Annotated in this window: 18 protein-coding genes and 2 pseudogenes; 12 read left to right on the forward strand and 8 right to left on the reverse strand. The window is 38.3% G+C overall.

The window, feature by feature from the left end:
* The 6 genes and pseudogenes from MKL32_RS02390 to MKL32_RS02415 form a co-directional block, all read left to right on the forward strand.
* Positions 1-809: pseudogene (locus MKL32_RS02390) on the forward strand (IS3 family transposase); the annotation flags it as partial.
* 303 nt (positions 810-1,112) lie between these two features.
* A complete protein-coding gene (locus MKL32_RS02395; protein WP_004963152.1) occupies positions 1,113-1,694 on the forward strand; it encodes a 5-formyltetrahydrofolate cyclo-ligase in 582 nt (193 codons plus the stop codon).
* A gap of 130 nt (positions 1,695-1,824) precedes the next feature.
* Positions 1,825-4,254: an endopeptidase La gene (gene lon / locus MKL32_RS02400; protein WP_039048259.1), complete on the forward strand. Its 2,430-nt coding sequence runs from the start codon at positions 1,825-1,827 to the stop codon at positions 4,252-4,254.
* A gap of 324 nt (positions 4,255-4,578) precedes the next feature.
* Positions 4,579-5,058: a 23S rRNA (pseudouridine(1915)-N(3))-methyltransferase RlmH gene (gene rlmH / locus MKL32_RS02405; RefSeq protein WP_270900123.1), complete on the forward strand. Its 480-nt coding sequence runs from the start codon at positions 4,579-4,581 to the stop codon at positions 5,056-5,058.
* A 110-nt stretch (positions 5,059-5,168) separates the two neighbouring features.
* Positions 5,169-5,942 carry a DODA-type extradiol aromatic ring-opening family dioxygenase gene (locus MKL32_RS02410; protein ID WP_270900124.1) on the forward strand — a complete coding sequence of 258 codons (774 nt, stop codon included), beginning with the start codon at positions 5,169-5,171 and terminating at the stop codon, positions 5,940-5,942.
* Between the two features lie 186 nt (positions 5,943-6,128).
* Entirely contained in the window at positions 6,129-7,229 is a 1,101-nt protein-coding gene (locus MKL32_RS02415) for an META and DUF4377 domain-containing protein (protein ID WP_270900125.1), read from the forward strand.
* Between the two features lie 55 nt (positions 7,230-7,284).
* On the opposite strand, the gene gdhA is transcribed toward MKL32_RS02415, so the two are convergent.
* Complete coding sequence (gene gdhA / locus MKL32_RS02420; protein ID WP_270900126.1) at positions 7,285-8,631, reverse strand: NADP-specific glutamate dehydrogenase; 1,347 nt, start codon at positions 8,629-8,631, stop codon at positions 7,285-7,287.
* Between the two features lie 374 nt (positions 8,632-9,005).
* On the opposite strand from gdhA, the gene MKL32_RS02425 reads away from it, so the two are divergent.
* Positions 9,006-9,806 carry an RnfABCDGE type electron transport complex subunit B gene (locus tag MKL32_RS02425; protein ID WP_004912494.1) on the forward strand — a complete coding sequence of 267 codons (801 nt, stop codon included), beginning with the start codon at positions 9,006-9,008 and terminating at the stop codon, positions 9,804-9,806.
* Complete coding sequence (gene nth, locus MKL32_RS02430; RefSeq protein WP_270900127.1) at positions 9,807-10,499, forward strand: endonuclease III; 693 nt, start codon at positions 9,807-9,809, stop codon at positions 10,497-10,499. It begins immediately after the preceding gene.
* On the opposite strand, the gene MKL32_RS02435 is transcribed toward nth, so the two are convergent.
* The 4 genes from MKL32_RS02435 to MKL32_RS02450 all read right to left on the reverse strand — a co-directional run bounded on the left by MKL32_RS02435 (position 10,490) and on the right by MKL32_RS02450 (position 13,361).
* The gene (locus MKL32_RS02435) at positions 10,490-10,672 is read right to left on the reverse strand and encodes a hypothetical protein (protein WP_270900128.1); all 183 of its coding nucleotides are present in this window, start codon (positions 10,670-10,672) and stop codon (positions 10,490-10,492) included. The genes nth and MKL32_RS02435 overlap by 10 nt on opposite strands.
* A gap of 60 nt (positions 10,673-10,732) precedes the next feature.
* Positions 10,733-11,386, reverse strand: a complete 654-nt coding sequence (gene adk / locus MKL32_RS02440) for an adenylate kinase (RefSeq protein ID WP_004912504.1) — start codon at positions 11,384-11,386, stop codon at positions 10,733-10,735.
* An 82-nt stretch (positions 11,387-11,468) separates the two neighbouring features.
* Positions 11,469-12,782, reverse strand: coding sequence for a hypothetical protein (locus tag MKL32_RS02445; protein WP_112987198.1), 1,314 nt, complete (start codon positions 12,780-12,782; stop codon positions 11,469-11,471).
* Between the two features lie 60 nt (positions 12,783-12,842).
* The gene (locus MKL32_RS02450; protein ID WP_004956295.1) at positions 12,843-13,361 is read right to left on the reverse strand and encodes a hypothetical protein; all 519 of its coding nucleotides are present in this window, start codon (positions 13,359-13,361) and stop codon (positions 12,843-12,845) included.
* Positions 13,362-13,602: 241 nt separating this feature from the next.
* Here MKL32_RS02450 and mrdA point away from each other — a divergent pair, with 241 nt between their 5' ends.
* Together mrdA and rsmD are read left to right on the forward strand one after the other, a co-directional pair.
* Positions 13,603-15,600 (forward strand): penicillin-binding protein 2, encoded by a 1,998-nt coding sequence (gene mrdA, locus MKL32_RS02455; protein ID WP_270900129.1) that lies wholly within the window; start codon positions 13,603-13,605, stop codon positions 15,598-15,600.
* Positions 15,600-16,148, forward strand: coding sequence for a 16S rRNA (guanine(966)-N(2))-methyltransferase RsmD (gene rsmD / locus MKL32_RS02460; RefSeq protein WP_004912511.1), 549 nt, complete (start codon positions 15,600-15,602; stop codon positions 16,146-16,148). Before mrdA ends, rsmD begins: the two co-directional genes overlap by 1 nt.
* Here rsmD and MKL32_RS02465 read toward each other — a convergent pair.
* Complete coding sequence (locus MKL32_RS02465; RefSeq protein WP_227555242.1) at positions 16,145-16,513, reverse strand: hypothetical protein; 369 nt, start codon at positions 16,511-16,513, stop codon at positions 16,145-16,147. The genes rsmD and MKL32_RS02465 overlap by 4 nt on opposite strands.
* 187 nt (positions 16,514-16,700) lie before the next feature.
* Here MKL32_RS02465 and MKL32_RS02470 point away from each other — a divergent pair, with 187 nt between their 5' ends.
* Together MKL32_RS02470 and MKL32_RS02475 are read left to right on the forward strand one after the other, a co-directional pair.
* A complete protein-coding gene (locus tag MKL32_RS02470) occupies positions 16,701-17,069 on the forward strand; it encodes a hypothetical protein (RefSeq protein ID WP_004912518.1) in 369 nt (122 codons plus the stop codon).
* Between the two features lie 21 nt (positions 17,070-17,090).
* Positions 17,091-17,732 (forward strand): DUF2238 domain-containing protein, encoded by a 642-nt coding sequence (locus tag MKL32_RS02475; RefSeq protein ID WP_270900130.1) that lies wholly within the window; start codon positions 17,091-17,093, stop codon positions 17,730-17,732.
* A 15-nt stretch (positions 17,733-17,747) separates the two neighbouring features.
* Here MKL32_RS02475 and MKL32_RS02480 read toward each other — a convergent pair.
* A pseudogene (locus MKL32_RS02480) lies at positions 17,748-20,001 on the reverse strand (Ig-like domain-containing protein).
* 210 nt (positions 20,002-20,211) lie between these two features.
* Positions 20,212-21,174: a protease SohB gene (gene sohB / locus MKL32_RS02485; protein WP_004912525.1), complete on the reverse strand. Its 963-nt coding sequence runs from the start codon at positions 21,172-21,174 to the stop codon at positions 20,212-20,214.
* Between the last annotated feature and the right edge of the window lie 218 nt (positions 21,175-21,392).

Genomic DNA, 21,392 nt, shown 5'->3' on the forward strand with positions numbered 1-21,392 from the left:
AACCCAGAACATCGAGCGAAACGTGCTCTGCATGATTTACATCATGCAGAGCAAATCAAACGTATTTGGAAAGAAAGTTTAGGTCGATATGGTGTACGTAAAGTTTGGCAAAAATTGAAACGTGAAGGCTATGTTATTGCACGTTGTACAGTTGCTCGATTGATGAAAAAGCTAGATATACAAGGTGTTTGGCATGGTAAGAACAAACAAACTACCCGCAGCCGAGATGATCAAAAACGAGCAGATGATTTAGTGAAACGGAATTTTAGTGCTGATCGAGCTGACCCTTGCGAAGCAATGCTTCTCAGGTCAGTGACTTTACGTATATTCAAACCAATTCTGGCTGGGTCTACACCGCATTTATTATTGATGTGTTCTCACGAGCCATTGTTGGATGGAAAGTATCTACACGAATGAATACAGATATGGTGCTCGATGCATTGGAGCAGGCATTGCATGATCGAGGCATGCCAAAGAACGTGATTCACCATTCCGACAGAGGTGTGCAATATCTTTCTATTCGCTATACCAATCGTTTAGAAGCAGCAAATTTAAGAGCATCAGTCGGTACGACTGGTGATTCATACGATAATGCTTTGGCTGAAACAGTGAATGGCTTATACAAAACAGAGGTGATTGAATATTTAAAAGCAGATTGGCAAGGTTTAGAAGATGTACAACTTGCGACACTAAACTGGGTAGATTGGTTCAATAAAAAGCGTGTACACAGTGCACTGGGTTATGTGTCGCCTTTTGAGTTTGAAGCAATGTACTATGATAAAATTAATCTGTTAGGTCAGGTGGCCTAACTTAAATAAAAAGTCTCCGACAAACCCGGTACGGTTCACATGTTCAAAAAAGCATTGTTCTTATTCGATATTTTCATAAAGAAATAATAATTTATGCATTAGCTTAATTTAGACTATTCAGTAAACACTAAATAAAATGTTTACCAAAAAAATTTATAGCGCGACTCAAGACCTCTTGAGGAGCGCTTTAAAAAAATGCGTGGAAGCTTTTCCGGTCATAAAAAATATTTAGATGAGCAATCTGATTAAATATAGGGATTAAATCAAGTAAGATTTACAGTAATTAAAATTGTTGTGGCATCTATGAAAGATCATCTGAAATCTCTGCGCAGTGACATTCGTCGAAAACGTAAAAATGTCAGTATTTCACAACATAAAAAAAACGAACATCAGATCTTAAACAGACTTAAAAACACCCCACAATTTAAAACGTCTCAAAAAATTGGTCTGTACCTAGATGCATTTGGGGAAATACGTACTCAAAAAATTATTCAACTTTGTTTCCAACATCACAAAGATGTTTATTTACCCATGATTTGCAACATGAATCAGAATTTAGTCTGGGTAAAAATCAATCTCCAACAATATAAAAACAAACGCTTTTCCCATCATCCTTTGGGTATGAAAGAACCAATGGCTAGTCGTGGACATCATGTTTCAAAGTTGGATCTTTTGATCATGCCCCTACTCGCTTGTGATCATCATGGTACTCGAATTGGTATGGGTGGCGGATTCTATGACCGTACTCTTGCATCAGCCCGCCATTTTCCCTTTCGTTTAGGGATAGCACATGATTTTCAATATATTGAAGAAACTTTACACCGCAACATCTGGGACCAACCACTTGATGCACTCATCACACCATCTCACAAACATTATTTTTAGAGTTATTTGAATATTAAAACCAACTAATTTTGTCTTTTTTTATATTTTCTACTCTAAAACCCTTGTAATTTTTGAAATGCACATCACTATAAAAACATGGCAACACCGTTGTCACTCATTAGGAGTGCCCATGTCTGAATATATTTTAAATAATGAAACAAGCTTAGAGCCACAGGTTCCAAGTGTATTACCACTATTAGCATTGCGTGATGTTGTGGTCTATCCACACATGCAAATTGCGCTATTCGTGGGTCGTGAAAAATCGATCAATGCAGTGGATGTGGCTCGTAACGGTGACAATTTAGTATTTGTAGTTGCGCAAAAAGATTCGCTTACAGAAGAAATTGATCACGATAATCTGTATCAGTACGGAACTGTGGCTAAAATCGTTCAAGTGGTCAATCATGAGAATGATGAAAACTGCATTAAAGTATTGATTGAAGGACTACATCGTTCGAAGCTAGAGCGTATCATTGATGGTGAAGAGTATCTGACTGCTGAACATCATTTAAGCCCAATGACAGTGGACTTGGATCAAGAAAGTAAAGAAACTCGCTTAAATGAATTACGTACACTCTTTGCTCAATATGCAGAAGCTAAACTTCGGAATGCACGAGAACTTGTTGCGGCTGCAAACAAGATTGAAGATCTTCTGCAATTGATGTTCTTCGTTGCAACTCGTGTGCCTTTAAATATCGAAGTCAAACAGAAATTTTTAGAGCACGATGAGTTCGAGGCACATTTACAAGAGTTGATGGGTTATTTGATGAATCAATCTGCTGAACAGCAAATTGAACAAACCCTACACGACAGCGTAAAACGTCAGATGGAAAAAAACCAACGTGAATACTTTCTAAATGAAAAAATGAAAGTCATTCAACGTGAACTGTCTGATATGAACGGCGGTGCTGAGGATGATGTTGCTGAGATTGAGAAGCGTCTTGCTGAAGCTGACTTACCTGAACATGTACGTAAAAAAGCTGAAGCTGAGTTTCGTAAACTCAAAGCAATGCAACCTGCTTCAAGTGAAGCGGCAGTTGTTCGCAACTATTTAGAAGTGATTCTAGATACACCTTGGAACAAGGCAAGCAAAGTCAGCATTAACTTGGCAAAAGCACAAGAAATTCTGGATGCAGATCATTACGGTCTAGATGACGTTAAAGATCGCATTGTTGAATACCTTGCTGTTCAATCACGTGTGAAAAAACTCCGTGGTCCTATTCTTTGTCTAGTTGGTCCTCCGGGTGTAGGTAAAACCTCACTAGGTGAATCGGTTGCTAAAGCAACAGGTCGTGAGTTTGTACGCATGGCGCTAGGTGGCGTGCGTGATGAAGCTGAGATTCGTGGTCATCGTCGTACTTACATCGGTGCGATGCCAGGTAAAATTGTGCAGTCTTTAACAAAAGTCGGTGTGAAGAATCCATTATTCTTGCTCGATGAAATTGACAAGATGGCACAAGACTATCGTGGCGATCCTGCTTCTGCATTGCTTGAAGTATTAGATCCATCACAAAATAGCAAGTTCAACGATCATTATTTAGATCTTGATCTTGATCTTTCAGAAGTAATGTTCATCTGTACAGCTAACAGCATGAATATTCCTGAAGCTTTGCTAGATCGTATGGAAGTCATTCGTCTACCGGGTTATACCGAAGATGAAAAAGTAAATATTGCTGAACGCTACCTTGTTCCGAAAGCAATCAAGAACAATGGTTTACGTGCAAAAGAATTAACAATTCATGAAGAAGCGATTCGTGACATCGTGCAACGTTATACACGTGAAGCGGGTGTACGTAGTCTAGAACGTGAAGTGTCTAAAATTGCACGTAAAGTTGTTAAAGAAGCAGTCAGCAAAAAATCTAAAAACTTACAGCTTGATGTGACATCGGCAAATCTTCCTGAATACTTAGGTCCACATAAGTTCGACTTTGGCATCGCAGAAGATGAAGCCCAAGTAGGTCGTGTAAATGGCTTGGCTTGGACATCTGTTGGTGGTGAGTTATTGACTATTGAAGTCGCAGCTGTAAAAGGTAAAGGGAAATTCATTACTACGGGTTCGCTCGGTGATGTAATGAAAGAGTCAATTACCACTGCGATGACAGTTGTTCGTACTCGTGCTGATGAGTTGGGTATTGAAGCATCACGTTTCGATGAAACTGATGTCCATGTCCACTTACCAGAAGGCGCGACACCAAAAGATGGTCCATCGGCAGGTTTAGCTTTGACTACAGCGCTAGTGTCAGCGTTTACTGGTATCGCAATTCGCCCTGATATTGCGATGACAGGTGAAACTAGCTTAGGCGGTCGCGCATTACGTATTGGCGGCTTAAAAGAAAAACTTTTAGCAGCTCACCGCGGTGGAATCAAACTTGTATTTATTCCACAAGACAATGTACGTGACTTGGCTGAAATACCTGATAACGTAAAAGAAGGTTTAGAAATCAAAGCTGTGAAAAGCATTGATGAAATCTTACCTTTGGCGTTGACAGATACACCAAAGCCATTGCCTAAGACACCAATTGTTAAACCAGTTGAAGATGCAAAAGCTGCACGTCATTGATGTAAAGATCATGATTAAAGAGAGAGCTTCGGCTCTCTTTTTTGTTACATAATTTGATTGAAAAACAACCAATTTATTGCATAATAAAATAGAGTCGATAAAAATAAAGGCTAACATTGACTCTGAAACTAATTTTTAGTGCCCTCTGAACTCCAGACGGAAGGCACTTTGATCGCAGCTCATACACATTTTGAGCTGCGTTTTTTATGGCGAGTATAAATTTTCTTTTTTTAGTTTTTATTACAGCTATTACTTAGATCTAAATTACCTAGCAACTTCGACTCAGTTTATAATCCGCATAAATTATTTTTACCTTTAAATTTTATGAAGATTCGTATTCTGACTATTGGGCAAAAAATGCCTGCATGGGTTCTCACTGGGTTTGAGGATTATTTCAAACGAATTCAGCCTTTCGTTCAAACCCAAGTCATTGAATTACCTATGGCTAAACGTGGTAAAAATGATTCAGAAGCAGATATTTTAAAATATTGTCAAATCGAGGGTGAGAGTATCTTAAATGCGCTCAAACCTAATGAAACCCTAATTGCACTGGAAGTCGGTGGCAGAGAACTCAGTACAGAAAAGCTTGCCGATACCATGAAACAATGGATGCTTGATGGTAACGATATTGCACTCGCAATTGGAGGACCTGACGGACATTCTGATGCAGTACGCAAAGCAGCAGCATGGCATTGGTCTTTATCTAAATTAACGATGCCTCACCCAATGGTTCGAATCTTATTAATTGAACAATTGTATAGAGCCATGAGCATTAACCATCATCATCCCTACCATCGTGCTTAACGTTGAATATGGTTGTTCTGATTATAGAACAATCTGTTGAGTTTAATCCGCTATCATTGTCTTGATGTTTTTGTCAGGATAAATAGGTAATTTCGATCAGGTGCCCCATTATGAATGTGCAAACTTTACCAGGCTTATTTATCTCCCACGGTTCGCCTATGCTTGTACTAGATCCAGAGCAGGTTGGTCCTGCACTACATCGCTTGAGTATCAACTTACCTGAGCCACAAGCGATTGTTGTCATGTCTGCACACTGGGAAAGTCAAGTTCTTGAAGTCAATATTGCCACTCGACCAGATACTTGGCATGACTTTAGAGGTTTTCCTAAAGAGCTTTATGAAATTCGCTATCCAGCACCAGGATCACCAACAATTGCTGAAAAAATATTATCCATGTTTGCAGAAGCTGGTATTCAGGCACATGCCAATAGCACACGTCCTCGTGATCACGGTGTATGGATGCCTTTATTACATATGTATCCAGATGCAGATATTCCAGTGATAGAAATTTCACTGCCAACAAAAATGAATGCAAAAGAAATTTACAAGATTGGACAAGCTTTATCTCCCCTGCGTGAACAACAGATTTTATTAATCGGATCAGGAAGCATAACGCACAATTTGGCTGAGTTGTCATGGCATACAAATGCTCAAGTTCCTACTTGGGCTAGTACTTTTAGAAATACTGTCGTCAATCGACTCCAACATCAAAATTTTGATGCTGTCCTTGATTGGCCTTCATTGCCATTTATAGAACGTAACCACCCTACGCTTGAGCATTTTGCCCCACTTTTTTTCGCTATGGGCACAGGTCATCGATTTAATATCGTGCACAGTAGTTTCTCGATGGGCTCACTTGGCATGGATATCTATCGTTTCGACTAAAGATGATTATTTACCAAATATTTAAATCGAGGTTTAACAATTTCGTTTAAACCTCAGTATCTATTATGCTTTTCTAAAAATTACAATCAGATACATTTAACAAACTTAACCGCTAACTGGATTACATTTTCTTTTTTAAGAATACTTTAAGCTTAAGGCTGTGATTTATTAACTGTTGTTTTAACGATGAAAATTAAATATTTAGTTCTTGCTCTACTTCCTCTTTCTTTGATGGCTTGTCAAACAGTACAAAATGTAACTGACGGTGTAGTTTCTCAAATCAACTCAAATGCTGAAAAAAATCTAACTGAATATAATTGGACTTATCAAGGTTCTACAGCTTCAAAACCATTAGTGCTTTCATTTAACGCTGATCAAAGAGTAACGATTCAAACAGGTTGTAATAATCAAGGTGGAACTTGGAAAGTTGAAGGCAACAAAATTGTCACTTCACCTCTTGTTTCAACCATGATGGCGTGTGCTGATGATTTAATGCAACAAGAGCGTTTGTCATCTGATATTTTTAGCGAAAAGAAAGTACCTTTTTCACTTAGTACAAGCAATGATCAAGCAATCCTGACTGTAACAGACAGTAAAGGGCAAAAACATGTATTTACAGGAACTAAAATTGTGAATGCAAATGTATTAAGCAATTACATATGGTCGTACCAGCCGACAAATACACAAAAACCTATCGTTCTAACATTCTTAAATCATGATCGCTTATCAGTAGATACAGGCTGTAACCGCTTAAATACATCTTGGAAAGTCGAGAATGGTTTGATCGTGACAGGTGATGGCGCATCAACGATGATGGCATGTGAACCAGCACTGATGCAGCAAGAGAAGTTTACAGGTGAATTATTACAAAAACGTCAAATCCCATTTGAAGTGAATACTACAAACTTACACGAACCGACTTTGACGCTTACAGATGCTAAAGGTCAAAAATATAATTTCATCGGTAAAATGACACCTGAAACAAAATATCAATCAGAGCCTAAAACCGTATTTTTAGAAATCTCACCTGAAACTAAATCATGTACAGGCGTTGCACCACAAACTTGTATGCAAGTACGTGAAGTTAAATACGACGAAAAAGGTATCAAAACATATACTGATAAAAACTGGTCTTTATACTACGGTCAAATTGAAGGGTTTGAACACAATCCTAAGCAACGCGTGATCGTACGAGTAAAACGTTTTGAGATAAAAAATCCGGCAGCGGATCAGTCAAGTCTTGCTGATGTATTAGATATGGTTGTTGAACAAGAAATCGTTAAATAATCATAATCTCAGTCAAAAAATTCGATGCATCTGCATCGGATTTTTTGTTCAAAGATTAATAAATCCCTTGAGCCAGAATTGCATCTGCTACTTTGACAAAACCAGCGATATTTGCACCATCGACATAGTTCACAGTACCATCTTCTTGAGTACCATATCGTAAGCAGTTTGCGTGAATGTCTTTCATAATCGCATGAAGTCTTTCATCTACCTCACCATGTGTCCAACCAAAACGAAGAGCATTTTGTGACATCTCAAGTCCTGATGTTGCAACTCCACCAGCATTTGAGGCTTTACCAGGAGCATAAAGAATCTTCGCTGCAATAAATTTTTCGACAGCTTCCAAGGTAGAAGGCATGTTTGCACCTTCAGCTACGCAGATTACGCCATTTGCTAATAGATTATCAGCATCGGCACCCGTTAATTCATTTTGTGTGGCACACGGTAGAGCAATATCAACAGCAATATGCCAAGGTGTCTGACTTTCAAAATACTCAAAACCATGCTTTGAAGCAAACTCAGAAATACGTCCACGTTGAACATTTTTGAGTTCCATTACTTCTGTAAGTAATTCTTCTGTAAATCCGTTCTTGAGATAAACAGTGCCATTTGAATCCGATAAAGTTACGACTTTTGCACCGAGGAACATGGCTTTTTCAGCAGCATATTGAGCAACGTTACCGGAACCTGAAATTGATACCGTTTTGCCATCAAAACTTTCGCCACGTGTTTTCAACATTTCTTCAGCAAAGTAAACCGTTCCATAGCCTGTTGCTTCAGGACGCATAAGACTACCGCCAAAGGAAATTCCCTTCCCAGTAAAAACACATGCAGTATCGTTACTCAACTTTTTCATCATGCCAGCCATGTAACCGACCTCTCGCCCGCCTACACCGATATCCCCCGCAGGAACATCTGTATTTGCACCTAAATGTCGATATAACTCAATCATCAAGGCTTGGCAAAAGCGCATCACTTCGGCTTCAGATTTTCCTTTTGGATCAAAATCTGAACCACCTTTACCACCACCCATCGGTAAAGTTGTAAGTGCATTTTTGAAAGTTTGCTCAAATCCCAAAAACTTTAAAATCGATAAATTAACTGAAGGATGAAATCTCATCCCACCTTTAAAAGGACCAATCGCTGAATTATATTGAACTCGAAAAGCACGATTTACATGAGTTTGACCTTGGTCATCCATCCAAGAAACACGAAATTGAATCACGCGTTCAGGTTCAATCAGTCGTTCAAGTAAACCGTATTGTGCATACTTAGGGTTTTTCTGGATAAATGGCCACAGGCTCATCATAACTTCTTCTACAGCTTGTAGAAATTCTGGTTGATGAGGATCTCTGCGTTTCACGTAATCCAAGAATTCATTTAAGCTACCGTATTTCAACACTCACCCCCGAGTCTATGATTCAAATTAGTGCCATTTTTGCACCAAAGTAGAATATCTCATAAAACAACTATAAATTACTATCAGACAAGCAAAGCACTTCCTCTATAAAATAAAATTAAATATAATTTTCAAAGATTTAATCCAATAGATATTCATTATTTATTTTATAAATACTTAGAAATATACATGAATAATTAACAAAAAAGTGAAAATAACTAATTTTTAAAAATAAAATCGCACCAAAATAAAACCAATGAAGCACCATTTTAATTCAGATAAAAATTCTACTTATTGTTTAAATAAATCCACAGTCTCTAAATAAAGGATTATTTGTTATAATTCAGTTCTGCTCTTACTTTCACCTCACTGCTTCTATGTTACTTTCTGATCAGCAAGTCTCTCTTATCGTTCAAATAGACCAATTACTGCCTCAAACACAATGTGGTTTATGTGGACACCGTGATGGGTGTTTGCCATATGCAAAGTCGATTAGCGAAGGTGAAGCAGCAAACAAATGTGTACCTGGCGGGCAACCTGTAGCAGATGCACTCGCTCAATTACTTGATCGACCGCGTTTAATAGCTGAATCGAGTGTTTGGGATATCCAAGCTGATGGTCGCCCACAACAAATGAAAGCCATTATTCGCGAAGATGAATGCATTGGTTGTACCAAGTGCATTAGTGCTTGTCCTGTTGATGCAATTATCGGAAGTGGTAAGCTCATGCACACGATTCTGACAGATTTGTGCACAGGCTGTGAGCTCTGTATCCCTCCTTGCCCTGTTGATTGTATTGACCTCGTCCCTGATAACAATCCCATCCCCACTGAGGATCAACGTATTAACGAGCAGGACAATCTTCGTCAGCGTTACTACGCACATATTCAACGTGAAGAAAAACGTCGTATCGACCGCAAAGGTCCTGTAGTTAGAGCCGAAATTGACACTGAATTTTTCGCACAATTTTCACAGGCTTTGAAAAATGTTCCGACTATAACATTAGCTGAAAAAGCAAAAGACCATAGCGCACAAGATGCTAAAACTACTATTGAGCTCGCCAAAATACGAACTCAAATCAAAAAACTGGAGAAACAATTAAGTGTTCGACTTGATCCGCAAAAGCAAGAACAACTTGATGCCCTTCAAACACAATTAAAAGAATTACAGGAGGTCTAAATGTCGAGTAAAAATATGACTAAGAAGCAAGTTCAGACTTTCTTCGAGCGCTTACGAGAACAAAGACCGACTCCACAAACTGAACTCAATTACTCATCTCCTTTTGAATTATTGATTGCAGTTATGCTTTCAGCCCAAGCCACTGATGTGAGTGTCAATAAGGCAACTGATAAACTTTTCCCTATTGCCAATACAGCACAATCCATTCTAAATCTCGGTGTTGAAGGATTAAAGAGTTATATTGAAACCATCGGTCTCTATAACTCTAAAGCTGAAAACGTCATTAAAACCTGTCAAATTTTAGTTGATCAATATCAAGGAAATATTCCAGAAACACGTAAAGAACTCGAAGCACTTCCTGGTGTGGGTCGAAAAACAGCGAATGTTGTTTTGAATACAGCTTTCGGTCATCCAACTATGGCGGTCGATACGCATATCTTTCGTGTCGGTAATCGCACTGGACTTGCGATAGGAAAAAATGTTCTAGAAGTAGAACATCGACTCATCAAAGTTATTCCAAAAGAATTCATTGTTGATGCACATCATTGGCTTATTTTACATGGTCGTTACTGTTGCATCGCACGTAAACCGAAATGTGGTGAATGTATCGTAGCCGATGTCTGTAATTGGAAAGATCGTTTTGAGTTTGGAGCGACAAAGCCCATCAAACTCAAAGAAATACATTACTCCTGATCTTTTTTAGTCTGCTGTAATTTTGGGTGTAACTGGCGTGGCTTGCCATATTTTTTATTTTCAATCGCCTGCTGTTTCTGCACATGACGTAGCATTTTTTGACTTTGGTATAATAGAAAAAGTAACAGTAAAACACTTAAAATAACGACAAGGATAAGAACAAACTTCAACATTTACCTCTCCAAAATAAAAAGAGCCCTATTTAAAGAGCTCTTTTAAATTTGCTGTTTAGATTATTTATCCAAAATAGCAAAAAGATCTTTTTGAACTTCATCAATCGCACGCAAGCCATTCAACTTATCGTAAGTCGGTGCATTTTCGCCTGAAGCAGCACGACCTTGATAGAAGCCAACCAATTGCTCAGTTTCACTATGGTAAGAAGCTAAACGCTTACGGATTGTTTCTTCTTGATCATCAGGACGTTGTACTAGGTCTTCGCCAGTTTCATCATCCTTACCTTCCACTTTAGGTGGATTGTAAACTAAGTGATATACGCGGCCAGATGCTGGGTGCTGACGACGACCAGAAAGTCGTTGAACAATTTCCTCATCAGGAACATCAATTTCAATCACGTGATCAATAGAGATTCCTGCTGTTTCTAATGCCTCAGCTTGTGGAATCGTACGTGGAAAACCGTCAAAAATACAACCGTTAGCGCAATCAGGTTGAGCAATACGCTCTTTCACCAGACCAATGATCAATTCATCGGATACTAAACCACCTGACTCCATAACGCTTTTCGCTTTTAAGCCAAGTTCAGTACCTTCACGAATTGCAGCACGGAGCATATCACCGGTTGAAATTTGTGGGATATTGTAGCGCTTACAGATCAACTGAGCTTGAGTACCTTTTCCTGCCCCAGGTGGTCCGAGTAAAATAATGCGCATAAAGAACATCCTCATTTAAAAACAATAAATCTTAAATTGAGCAATATCATACAGACTTATTGCTCAACCAACATCAAATTAATTATAAGAAAGCAACAAATAAATGGATTAAACCTGCTAAAAAACCAGTCACACCACCCAACACAATTAAAATCCACTCATCTTCCTGAAACGCAGGACGCAATAAGTTTTGGAACTCTTTCGGTGTTAGCTCACGAATACGATCTCTAAACATTTGAAAGATTTTCTGTGCACGGCTTGCATTTAATGCAGGATCACATACAGGCCCCATGGTAATTTCAATTGAGCGATCAATCAAGTCGGTCTTGAGTCTAGCATATTCTCTAGGACCTAATGATAACTGTAATGATGTTCTGACTAATGGGGTTTCCATGATTTCATTGATATGACGCTTGACAATTCGACGAGTTTTATCTTTCTTCGCCCCATACATCATTTCTGTCATGATCGATTTAAGCGTAATAAGGTCTTCCGTAACCACACTAGCAAACACATCAGAAACTTCTTCTTGACGTTTCATAAATGCACCTTGAACGTTATATGTACCGATTTTCAAGACTGGGACAATCCAAGGGAATTTACGATCTTTAGTCAGGCGGAAAATCTGAGGATATCGAATATAGTGAGGTTCTATAGGATTGAAAACCATCCAAATTGCAATCCAGTTGGTTAGGAAACCCCATATTGCAGCCCAAAATGGTACAGTCCAATGCCATGGCACCACAAACCAAACGATCATTTGGAAAATACCAAAGAACATACCAATCAATGCGCTGATGTGCCAAATAAAATTGATTTCTTTTTGACCAACTTTTAGGAACATTCGTACCATCAAACGGCGATCACCTTCCATTTGGCGAACAACCATTTCTCGCATATCAACAAGTGACTCGACGTTCATGGTCAGCTCAGTCACAAGTTCTTTTAAGGTATTTGGTAATTGTTTATGTGCTTGAGCATAAATACGACGTTTAATCGAATAAGGTAGGTTTTCCCATAAAACCGCATTACGATCAATCATGACTTCGTCAATGAGGTGTTCAAGCTCGAAACCGACTTGCTCACCAATGATCATAGCCATGTCTTCGGGGTCCATTGCCTCTAAAAACTCTCGCAATGAGCCTAACTTAGATAATGTATTGTCTGTAATGATGCCTGAAATACGCCCTGCTTTACGAGGTACAATTCCTTGCCAGCCTACGGGTAATGGACCTAAATGGAATCCCCAAAAAGTAATTGGGTAAAATACCATTTTTAAAGCCATCCACACATGCGCCCATGTCACAAAAGCAGTTACTGGAATAATACTCAGAACTGCCCAAAAATCTGGGCGAGCGAGGAAAATCTGCCACAATTCATTGACGTAATCAAACATGCATGACTCTCAAAATTATTAGTAGATTATGGCTTGTGGGCTAAACAATCAGTACAGCACTTACAAACCAAAACTTAATGTATAAGAGAATTGAATCGTTGGTTCAGTTTTTTCAATTACCTCTCCACGACCATTTTTCATTCTCTCACCAGCACCAATTCCTACACTAAATGTGCTGATACGTTCAGGGTTTAGCCAAACATAGGCTAAATCTACGCCTGCACCGAGACGTGCTTTTTCTTTTCCATTAATTTGTTTGCTTTCAATGTGCCCCGCATAAGCACCGATGTAATATCCGTTTTTATCTGTACCAGTTAAATGATATGGATAACGAAATCCAACCTGACCACCTGCAGGATTGTCATCATTCAAAAACACACCTGCTTTAGCATAAGCAATTCCATATGGATTAACCCATTCAACATTGCCATGTAGTAACTTTTTAGTGAAACCTGCACCAACATTCCATGTTGAAACTTTAGCGTCTTTTAATTTTGGCTCAGGCAAATAAGGATTTTCGTCTGCGTAAGCAACAGTGTTCAACGACATAACCGCTAATAAAAGATAAAGTTTTTTCATTATTTTCTCCATTTTCCCTAAGAGTGTGTCTTAGACATTCCTATTTCAAACAGTTTCAGACTTTAACAGAATTATTTTGCTTCTAATATACAAGACCCTACAATTTTCATGTCTGCAAAGTCAAAAACTGTCGCACCATCATTTATATGATCAGTTGAAAAATCTACAGTAAGATCGTTCAACTTACGTTAAAATAGCCCACTTTCGTTCTCTGCCATTCTGCAATTTAAGTCGATACCCTATGAAACAGCACTTTCCTTTAAAAAATATGCAACAAGAGAAGCGCATTTATAAGGGTCGAATTTTTTTTGCGATTTCAGTTGTCGTTGTTTTCCTACTTTTATTGATTTGTCGTTATGCATATTTACAGATTATTCATTACGATGACTTTACAACGGCTTCTGACAAAAACCGTATTCGCTTGCAGCCCCTCCCTCCAGCACGTGGTTATATCTACGATCGTAATGGTGTATTGCTCGCAGACAATTATCCAGTATTCAGTGCCACATTAAGTAAAACTGATGTTAGTGACATAGACGGAACCCTAGGACGTCTTATTCCAATTTTGAGTCTCACTGAAGAAGATATTGAGCGTTTTAAAAGCCGCGTCAAAACTGCTCGAAAAACAGAACGAATCGCGATTAAGTTAAATCTCACAGAAGCAGATATTGCCAAATTTAGTGAAGTTAAATACGCATTTCCTGGTGTAAAAATTGAGACTCAAATGACTCGCTACTATCCACATGGAGAGTTGTTTGCTCATGTGATTGGATACGTTGGACGAATCAATGACAAAGAACTCAAATCGATTGATAAAGATTTATATGCTGGAACAAACCTGATCGGGAAAATTGGTGCGGAGAAAAGTTACGAAGAATTATTACATGGCACTCCAGGTTATGAATCTGTAGAAGCTGATGCACACGGTAACGTTCTTAGACATCTTGGTCGACAAGACCCTGTACGTGGAAATGACCTTTATTTGTCTATTGATTATGGTTTACAGACTATTGCAGCACAACAGTTAGTTGATCGTCGTGGTGCAATCGTTGCAATGGACCCTCGTACAGGGGAAATTCTAGCTTTAGTTTCAAGTCCAAGTTTTAATCCAAACTTATTCGTTACAGGGATTAGTACTAAAGACTATAGTGGTTTACGGGATAATCCTGATCAACCTCTTTACAATCGTGCTGTTCAAGGTGCTTATCCTCCAGGATCAACGATCAAGCCAATGTTTGGTCTAGGTGGGATTCATTACGGATTGGTCGATTGGAGTACCGCAATCTCAGACCCAGGTTACTTTTCTTTACCAGGTGATAGTCATCGTTTCCGTGACCATAAAAAAAGTGGGCATGGTGCAGTGAATTTACATAAAGCCCAAGTGGTTTCTTGTGATACCTACTTTTATATTTTGTCGTATCGTATGGGAATCGACAAAATGAATACTTGGATGCGCCAATTCGGTTTCGGTGAGAAAACTGGTGTTGATTTACCGAGTGAAAGCTCAGGCTTATATCCAAGTCCAGAATGGAAAATGCGAACTCGAAATACGAAATGGTTAAAAGGTGAAACCATTTCAGTGAGTATCGGTCAAGGTGCATTTACAGCGACACCATTACAGCTCGCTATGGCAACGGCAATTACAGCCAACAAAGGCTCACATGTCACACCACATGTTTTGAGAGATCATAAAGGCGCCAAGAAGCTTCCTGTTCACAATGCTCCTGATGGAAAAATTCAGTTTAATGGGACAGATGAGGATTGGGTCAATATGCACGCTGCCATGATTGATGTCATTCAATCTGGTACAGGTCGTGGGATCAAAGGCGGTCTGCGTTATTCTATTGCGGGTAAAACAGGTACAGCACAAGTAAAAAGTATTGCTCAGGGCAAAAGATATAACGAAGCAGCATTGTCCTCTAGACAGTGGGATCATGGTCTATTTGTCGGATTTGCACCTGCCGAAAATCCAGAAATTGCGATCGCCGTAGTTTGGGAAAATGGTAAGCATGGTGGTTCAGCAGCTCAACTTGCGCGTCCAGTATTTGATTATTGGTTGGTTAATCGTAAGAAAAATCCAATTCGTCCTTTAAACCATCAAGTCAGTGGTGGGTTAATGACAGCTGGCATCAAACCTGCAGAACTTCCAAGCGGTAGTGGTACATTTAGTTCAACAAATGCTCCTGCTTCAACTCCTGCTGTAAGCTCAACAGCACATGCCGATGGAGTATCTGAATAATGAAAAATCAGTTACGCATTATCGGAGGAGAATGGAAACGTCGAACATTACCGTTCGCATCTATTGAAGGATTAAGACCAACACCTGATCGTGTACGTGAAACATTATTCAATTGGTTAATGTGGGATATCCAAAATAGTAAGGTATTAGATTTATGTAGTGGTTCAGGAGCTTTAGCTTTTGAAGCGCTTTCTCGTGGTGCAGCTGAAGTTATCATGATTGAACCCGATGTCACTCAATCTGGATTTCTAAAACAAAATATTCAGCTATTAAAAACCAATAAATGTCAGCTCTACGTGACCACAGCACAGAAAGCTTTACAGAAAATTAACCAACAATTTGATCTTGTTTTTCTTGATCCGCCCTATGGCTTGAATTTATGGCAAGAGTTAGCTGAGTCTGTGGATACAAAGATCGTAGCGAATGGCTTTATTTATGTAGAAGCTGATCGTGAGTTATCTGAACTAAAACTGCCTGCTTCTTGGAAAAAGATTAAAGAAACCAAAGCAGGAATAGTAAAAGCAGGTTTATATCAGAAAATGCCTTAAAGGACTCTTAACCAAAACAATCGAACCATTTGTCCTCGATCAAACGGAAAACTCGACAAATATTCATATCCTATTCGATTGTCTTGGTTAATCTGATAAACGATGCCATAACCCAGTGAAATGGATAAATCATTGAGACCAAAACTCATCGTGTCTCCCGTCAAGACTTTTTGGTTCAGCTGGTCAGTTTGATAAGCCGTATAGTTATAAATTCTTAGACGTTCATCATGATAAAATTGATTGTGTAAAATTGAATAGTCCGTTTTAATTTCTGGATAAGCAGATTCAAACATCTCTTCAGTATGTTGATCCTCAAATCCAGCAAAAAAGTCGTATTGCTGTGCTGCTAAAAATTGTAAAGGCATCAAAAGACAAGTAAGTAAACATAGACGTCTGGCTAACATAGCATTCAATAAAAAAATGTAGAAATTGCTAATGATGTCTAAAAAGAATATTTAATTTCATTTGTGTCTGACATAAACTATTAATTTATAGATTGAATTCTATATACAATAACCCCAATCTCATCATCTAATTCAACTCCAAAAAATTATGAAACGTTTTATCTTGTTAACGATAATCTTGAATTTAACAGGTTGTATCTTTGGTCAATCCAATGAAGTGAAACGTGCAGAAAAAGTTTTGCAGGGTTTTGAATGTAATAATATTGAAACCAACCAAATTGCAACCTCATCAATTACCAATTTTCATCAGCAAACTTTGGCTGCAAACAAGTCAAAAGCATCAACATATGTTGAGCAATACAAAAATGGCGAAGATCTCTTTGACATACCACTCGATGAAGTAGTACAACAAAAATATCAACTTTATAAACAAGCATGTCAAGCACTTGGTGGTGTTGCACCTAGAACTGAGCCTGTTATAGTAACCAATAATCATGAGGATACTAGCGGGGCTTGATAGCAAATTGGATCGCTTCGCATGATAGAACAACAAATAACTTTAAAACATTATATTGCCTTCGGTTTTATATGCCTCGCAGTCATCATCGCTAGTATTCACCCACTTGAGTTTGAATCGTATCTGTTGCATCAAGCTGGCACGGTACTCATGTTGATTGCATTAATTATTGCAATTAAGAAAATTGGTATCGATTTCTATAGTTTTTGCTTATACCTTGCTTTTTTATTCATTCATATTGTTGGTGCACACTATTTATATTCATACGTACCTTACAATGAGTGGTTTCAAACGCTATTCCATATTGATTTGAATCAAACAATGGGATGGTCGAGAAACATGTATGATCGTTTTGTACATTTCGCTTATGGGCTACTACTCTACCCATTCTTCTACCGTTGTTTTGAGTTCTTCTTTCCCAGATCTAAACCCGTTGCAATATTTTTATTAGTTGTCCAATTTGTCATGGCATCGAGTTTAGTCTATGAGTTGATTGAATGGTGGATCGCAATCGGTTTATCGCCAGAAGATGCCGAAAATTACAATGGTCAACAAGGAGACATTTGGGATGCACACAAAGATATGTTTCTAGCAACTCTTGGTTCGATTTTGATTGGTTTACTATATCTATATAAAGAAAAAACTCTTATTCAGAACAAATAAGAGTTTTCCCCATGTTTAGAACATCCAATTTGAAGAGACATCTAAATCATTGAATAATTCTTTGAAAGATGTCTCAGCTAAGTCAGTTTGCACAGAAATCGTCTCCACAGTGCCTAATAGCGAGTTTTGACTCACAAGATTCTGATCAAACTCATTTAATAATTGATCTATCACATCTGTTTCCAACTCTTCTGCAATTAATAAATGCTCTAACGGAATTGATAATTGTTCCTCATCTACAAAGCTATCTGACATGTTTGGAACGGTTAAAAGACGATCTAAATTAACAGAATCCACAAGAGAAGTTTGAACCTCCTCAATGATTTCGGAATCACTCAACATCAGCGCACTAGGTTGAGCTGGAGCTACAATTGTGAAATTAAAGGCATCACTGAGTTCACTGGTATTACCAGCTACATCAGTTTGAGTTAAAGTAATTTTGTGTGAGCCTAAAACTAAATCATTCGTTACGGTGTAACTCCATTTATCATTATCTCCAACTGTAACAGTCCCAATCGGATAGCCATTATCAAATATTGTGAGTACTGCTTTTGCTTCACCAATTCCTGATAATGTTGGCTTGGTATCATCGGTACTTCCACCTGAACTAACAGCACCTTTAACTGTGCCAATATCATCCATTACCGTTTGTAGCAGAGGTTTATTCGGTGCAATTGTATCTTTAGCACCAAATATATCTGTAGGTTCTGAACGATTTCCAGAAGAATCGATAATATAAATTTTGGCAATATTTTTATCTGTTAAAGCAGGTGACAAATTCAGGCTGAACTTACCATCCGCTCCAACTGTTCCAGAGCCAAGAGTTGTTTGACCATCTGCACTTTTAACTTCTATTTTGGCATTTGCTTCAGCAGTGCCTATTAATAAGGTTCCTTCTGGATTTAATTCCGCTGTGGCTTTTGATGGAGCAATGGTATCTTTGCCTGCTATTATTTCTAAAGGCTTAGATGTGTTTACTGCACTGTCTTCTAAAACAATTGTCCCTTTTTTACCTGTCGTCAAAGCAGGTGAAATTTGTACTACAAATTTACCTTGAGCATCTGTTGTTCCAGTACCAATTATTTTGCCATCACTATCTTTAACTTGTACTTTAGTATTTGCTTCTGCACGCCCTTCTATACGTGTTCCTTCGGCATTTACTTCAATCAAAGGTTGATCTGGAGCTAAAGTATCTTTACCAGCAATCACTTTCGATGGCGCAGACTTATTCCCTGCAGCATCCTCCGCGACAACAGTACCGCCTTTGTCACTAATTAAAGCTGAACTAAGCTTAATAGAATATAACCCTTCCTTATTTGCAGTTACAGAGCCCAACAGTTTGCCATCTGCATCAAAAACTGAAATTTTTGCGTTTGCTTCAGCTTTGCCTGTCACAATTGTGCCATCTTGATTAAGCTGTGCCAAAGGTGAATCAGGTGCAATGTATCTTTAGTTCCAGTCACAATTGTGCCATCTTGATTAAGCTGTGCCAAAGGTGAATCAGGTGTAATGTATCTTTAGTTCCAGTCACAACTGTTGATTTCGAAACATTACCAGCACTATCAATTGCAGAGACAGCCACTTTGCTTCCATTCACTAAAGGTTCGTTCAGTTTTACAGTATAGTTTCCATCCTGATCAGCTTGACCAGTGGCAATGACTTTTCCTGTTGAATCTTTAATCTCAATTTTTGCTTTGGCTTCAGTTTTACCTGTAATCGTTTGTGTATCCGAACTGAGTACAGCCGTTGGTGTTATCGGAGCAATCATATCCGTCGAATCGTTTTTATCATTATTATTGTCGTCATCATCATTCACTGCCAACAGATAAAGACCTTCAGCAGCCAGAGCTATTAATCCGCCTTTAATTAATTGCGATTTAGTGATCCCAAGATCATCTGCGGGTTCTGATACTGAAGAGACTTGTGTAGGTAACTCTGTCGAAACTTGAGGTACAGCTTGACTTGATGATGTGTAACGAACAAATTTGCCCGAATCATCGAACTCGGCAATCGAGTAGCTACCATCAGCGTTACTCAGCGCCAGTGTATGCTCACTGGCATTCATTTCATTGTAAAAGTCACGAATGATTATTTTCTCGCCATTTTTTAAAGTAATGACTAAATCATCGCCTTGCTTGATGATGGATTTTATACTCTCTTGGTTTATACCTAATTGAATAATAGATGGCTGACTTAATATGACATCCTTGATTTGTCCATCTTGTAAAATGTTTAGGCTCGTCTTTGAAGAAACGATAACTCTTGTCATTATTATACCCACTGATCAATTTTATTTTAAAAACTTTAGATTAATGAATAATTAAGCACTTAATCTGTTCGTTAAAATATCAAATGCAATCATTTAGAACAATCTATTCAAAGCTGAGTTTTGTCATTTTATTTAATTGACCATCAATTAAAATCAGATGTCATAAAACAAAAAACCAGCCGAAGCTGGTTTAAAGATTTCTTTGTTAACTTAGAATTTAGGATCGCGCATTTGAACGAGCGTATTGTTTGCTTTTACTAGAGTATCAGTCATTTTCCCAAGTACTGCTGGAATTAAACTTTCTGCCATTTGCGCTGCTTGTAATCCAAGTTTCTCACCAAATGTCGGACGTTTGCGAGTATTGATCACGTATACATCATGTTTTGGTAACAAGCTAAGTAAATACTCATCCGAAGTCTGTAACTTATCCACCAAATTTAATGCGAGAGCATCTTCACCATACCAATGCTCACCTGTTGCCACTTTTGAAATATCTAATTGAGGACGATATTTTTCAACAAAGTGCTTGAATAAAGAATGCGTTTGTTGCAATTCTTCTTCAAATTTCGCCTTGCCTTCAGGTGTATTTTCTCCGAACATTGTCACAGTACGTTTATACTCACCAGCCGTATACAATTCAAAATCAACGTTATGTTGTTTTAAAAGACGGTTGAAGTTTGGAACCTGTGCAACCACACCAATTGAACCGACCACAGCAAATGGTGCTGTAATGATTTCATTGGCAATACAAGCCATCATATAGCCACCGCTTGCAGCTACTTTGTCTACACAGATCGTCACATTAAAACCCGCATCACGTAAACGAACTAACTGAGCAGCAGCCAAACCATAACCGTGTACCATTCCACCAGGACTTTCTAAACGAACTACAACGCGGTCGTGCCCTGCTTTTGCGGTTGCTAGAATAAGGGTAATTTCCTCACGAATCGTATCTACAGCAGAGGCTTGTACATCACCTTTGAAATCGAGCACATAAATTTTCTGATCATTTTTTTTACGAATTTTCGCTTCTTTTGCAAGCTGTTGCACCAGTTGTAAAAGTTCCAAACGAGATGCTGTTGTTTGCGCAATTCTTTTTCTTTGCTCATTCACGCGCGCATTTAAATGACTTATACGAATCTCAGCAGGAAATTTAGGTAAATGGAATAACATAAAATAAGTGCTCTTAAGTTCGGCTTTTATCCGTCTAAGATGTGGTCAGTTGAGTTAAAATTCAATAGTGATTTTGAAAAATAGATTCTTTTTCATCTGCCTATACAAAAAAAGAGCCCGAAGGCCACTACTGTCCCATAGTTTGCTTTAAATAAAAAAACCTGAGTCTAAATAGTTAAAATATGAGTGCAAACAAACACTTTAACTATAAAGGACTC

Origin of the sequence: Acinetobacter sp. AOR34_HL, assembly GCF_027854795.1 — a bacterium.
Classification (GTDB): Bacteria; Pseudomonadota; Gammaproteobacteria; order Pseudomonadales; family Moraxellaceae; genus Acinetobacter; species Acinetobacter junii.

What these genes read in the sequence shown, in the direction of transcription:
- MKL32_RS02445 (WP_112987198.1), bottom strand. Translation starts at nt 12,782, where the DNA reads ATGTTTGATTACGTCAATGAATTGTGGCAGATTTTCCTCGCTCGCCCA.
- MKL32_RS02470 (WP_004912518.1), top strand. Translation starts at nt 16,701, where the DNA reads ATGAAACGTTTTATCTTGTTAACGATAATCTTGAATTTAACAGGTTGT.
- mrdA (WP_270900129.1), top strand. Translation starts at nt 13,603, where the DNA reads ATGAAACAGCACTTTCCTTTAAAAAATATGCAACAAGAGAAGCGCATT.
- MKL32_RS02410 (WP_270900124.1), top strand. Translation starts at nt 5,169, where the DNA reads ATGAATGTGCAAACTTTACCAGGCTTATTTATCTCCCACGGTTCGCCT.
- rlmH (WP_270900123.1), top strand. Translation starts at nt 4,579, where the DNA reads ATGAAGATTCGTATTCTGACTATTGGGCAAAAAATGCCTGCATGGGTT.
- MKL32_RS02415 (WP_270900125.1), top strand. Translation starts at nt 6,129, where the DNA reads ATGAAAATTAAATATTTAGTTCTTGCTCTACTTCCTCTTTCTTTGATG.
- MKL32_RS02425 (WP_004912494.1), top strand. Translation starts at nt 9,006, where the DNA reads ATGTTACTTTCTGATCAGCAAGTCTCTCTTATCGTTCAAATAGACCAA.
- MKL32_RS02465 (WP_227555242.1), bottom strand. Translation starts at nt 16,513, where the DNA reads ATGCCTTTACAATTTTTAGCAGCACAGCAATACGACTTTTTTGCTGGA.
- MKL32_RS02450 (WP_004956295.1), bottom strand. Translation starts at nt 13,361, where the DNA reads ATGAAAAAACTTTATCTTTTATTAGCGGTTATGTCGTTGAACACTGTT.
- lon (WP_039048259.1), top strand. Translation starts at nt 1,825, where the DNA reads ATGTCTGAATATATTTTAAATAATGAAACAAGCTTAGAGCCACAGGTT.
- nth (WP_270900127.1), top strand. Translation starts at nt 9,807, where the DNA reads ATGTCGAGTAAAAATATGACTAAGAAGCAAGTTCAGACTTTCTTCGAG.
- MKL32_RS02475 (WP_270900130.1), top strand. Translation starts at nt 17,091, where the DNA reads ATGATAGAACAACAAATAACTTTAAAACATTATATTGCCTTCGGTTTT.
- sohB (WP_004912525.1), bottom strand. Translation starts at nt 21,174, where the DNA reads ATGTTATTCCATTTACCTAAATTTCCTGCTGAGATTCGTATAAGTCAT.
- adk (WP_004912504.1), bottom strand. Translation starts at nt 11,386, where the DNA reads ATGCGCATTATTTTACTCGGACCACCTGGGGCAGGAAAAGGTACTCAA.
- MKL32_RS02435 (WP_270900128.1), bottom strand. Translation starts at nt 10,672, where the DNA reads ATGTTGAAGTTTGTTCTTATCCTTGTCGTTATTTTAAGTGTTTTACTG.
- MKL32_RS02395 (WP_004963152.1), top strand. Translation starts at nt 1,113, where the DNA reads ATGAAAGATCATCTGAAATCTCTGCGCAGTGACATTCGTCGAAAACGT.
- rsmD (WP_004912511.1), top strand. Translation starts at nt 15,600, where the DNA reads ATGAAAAATCAGTTACGCATTATCGGAGGAGAATGGAAACGTCGAACA.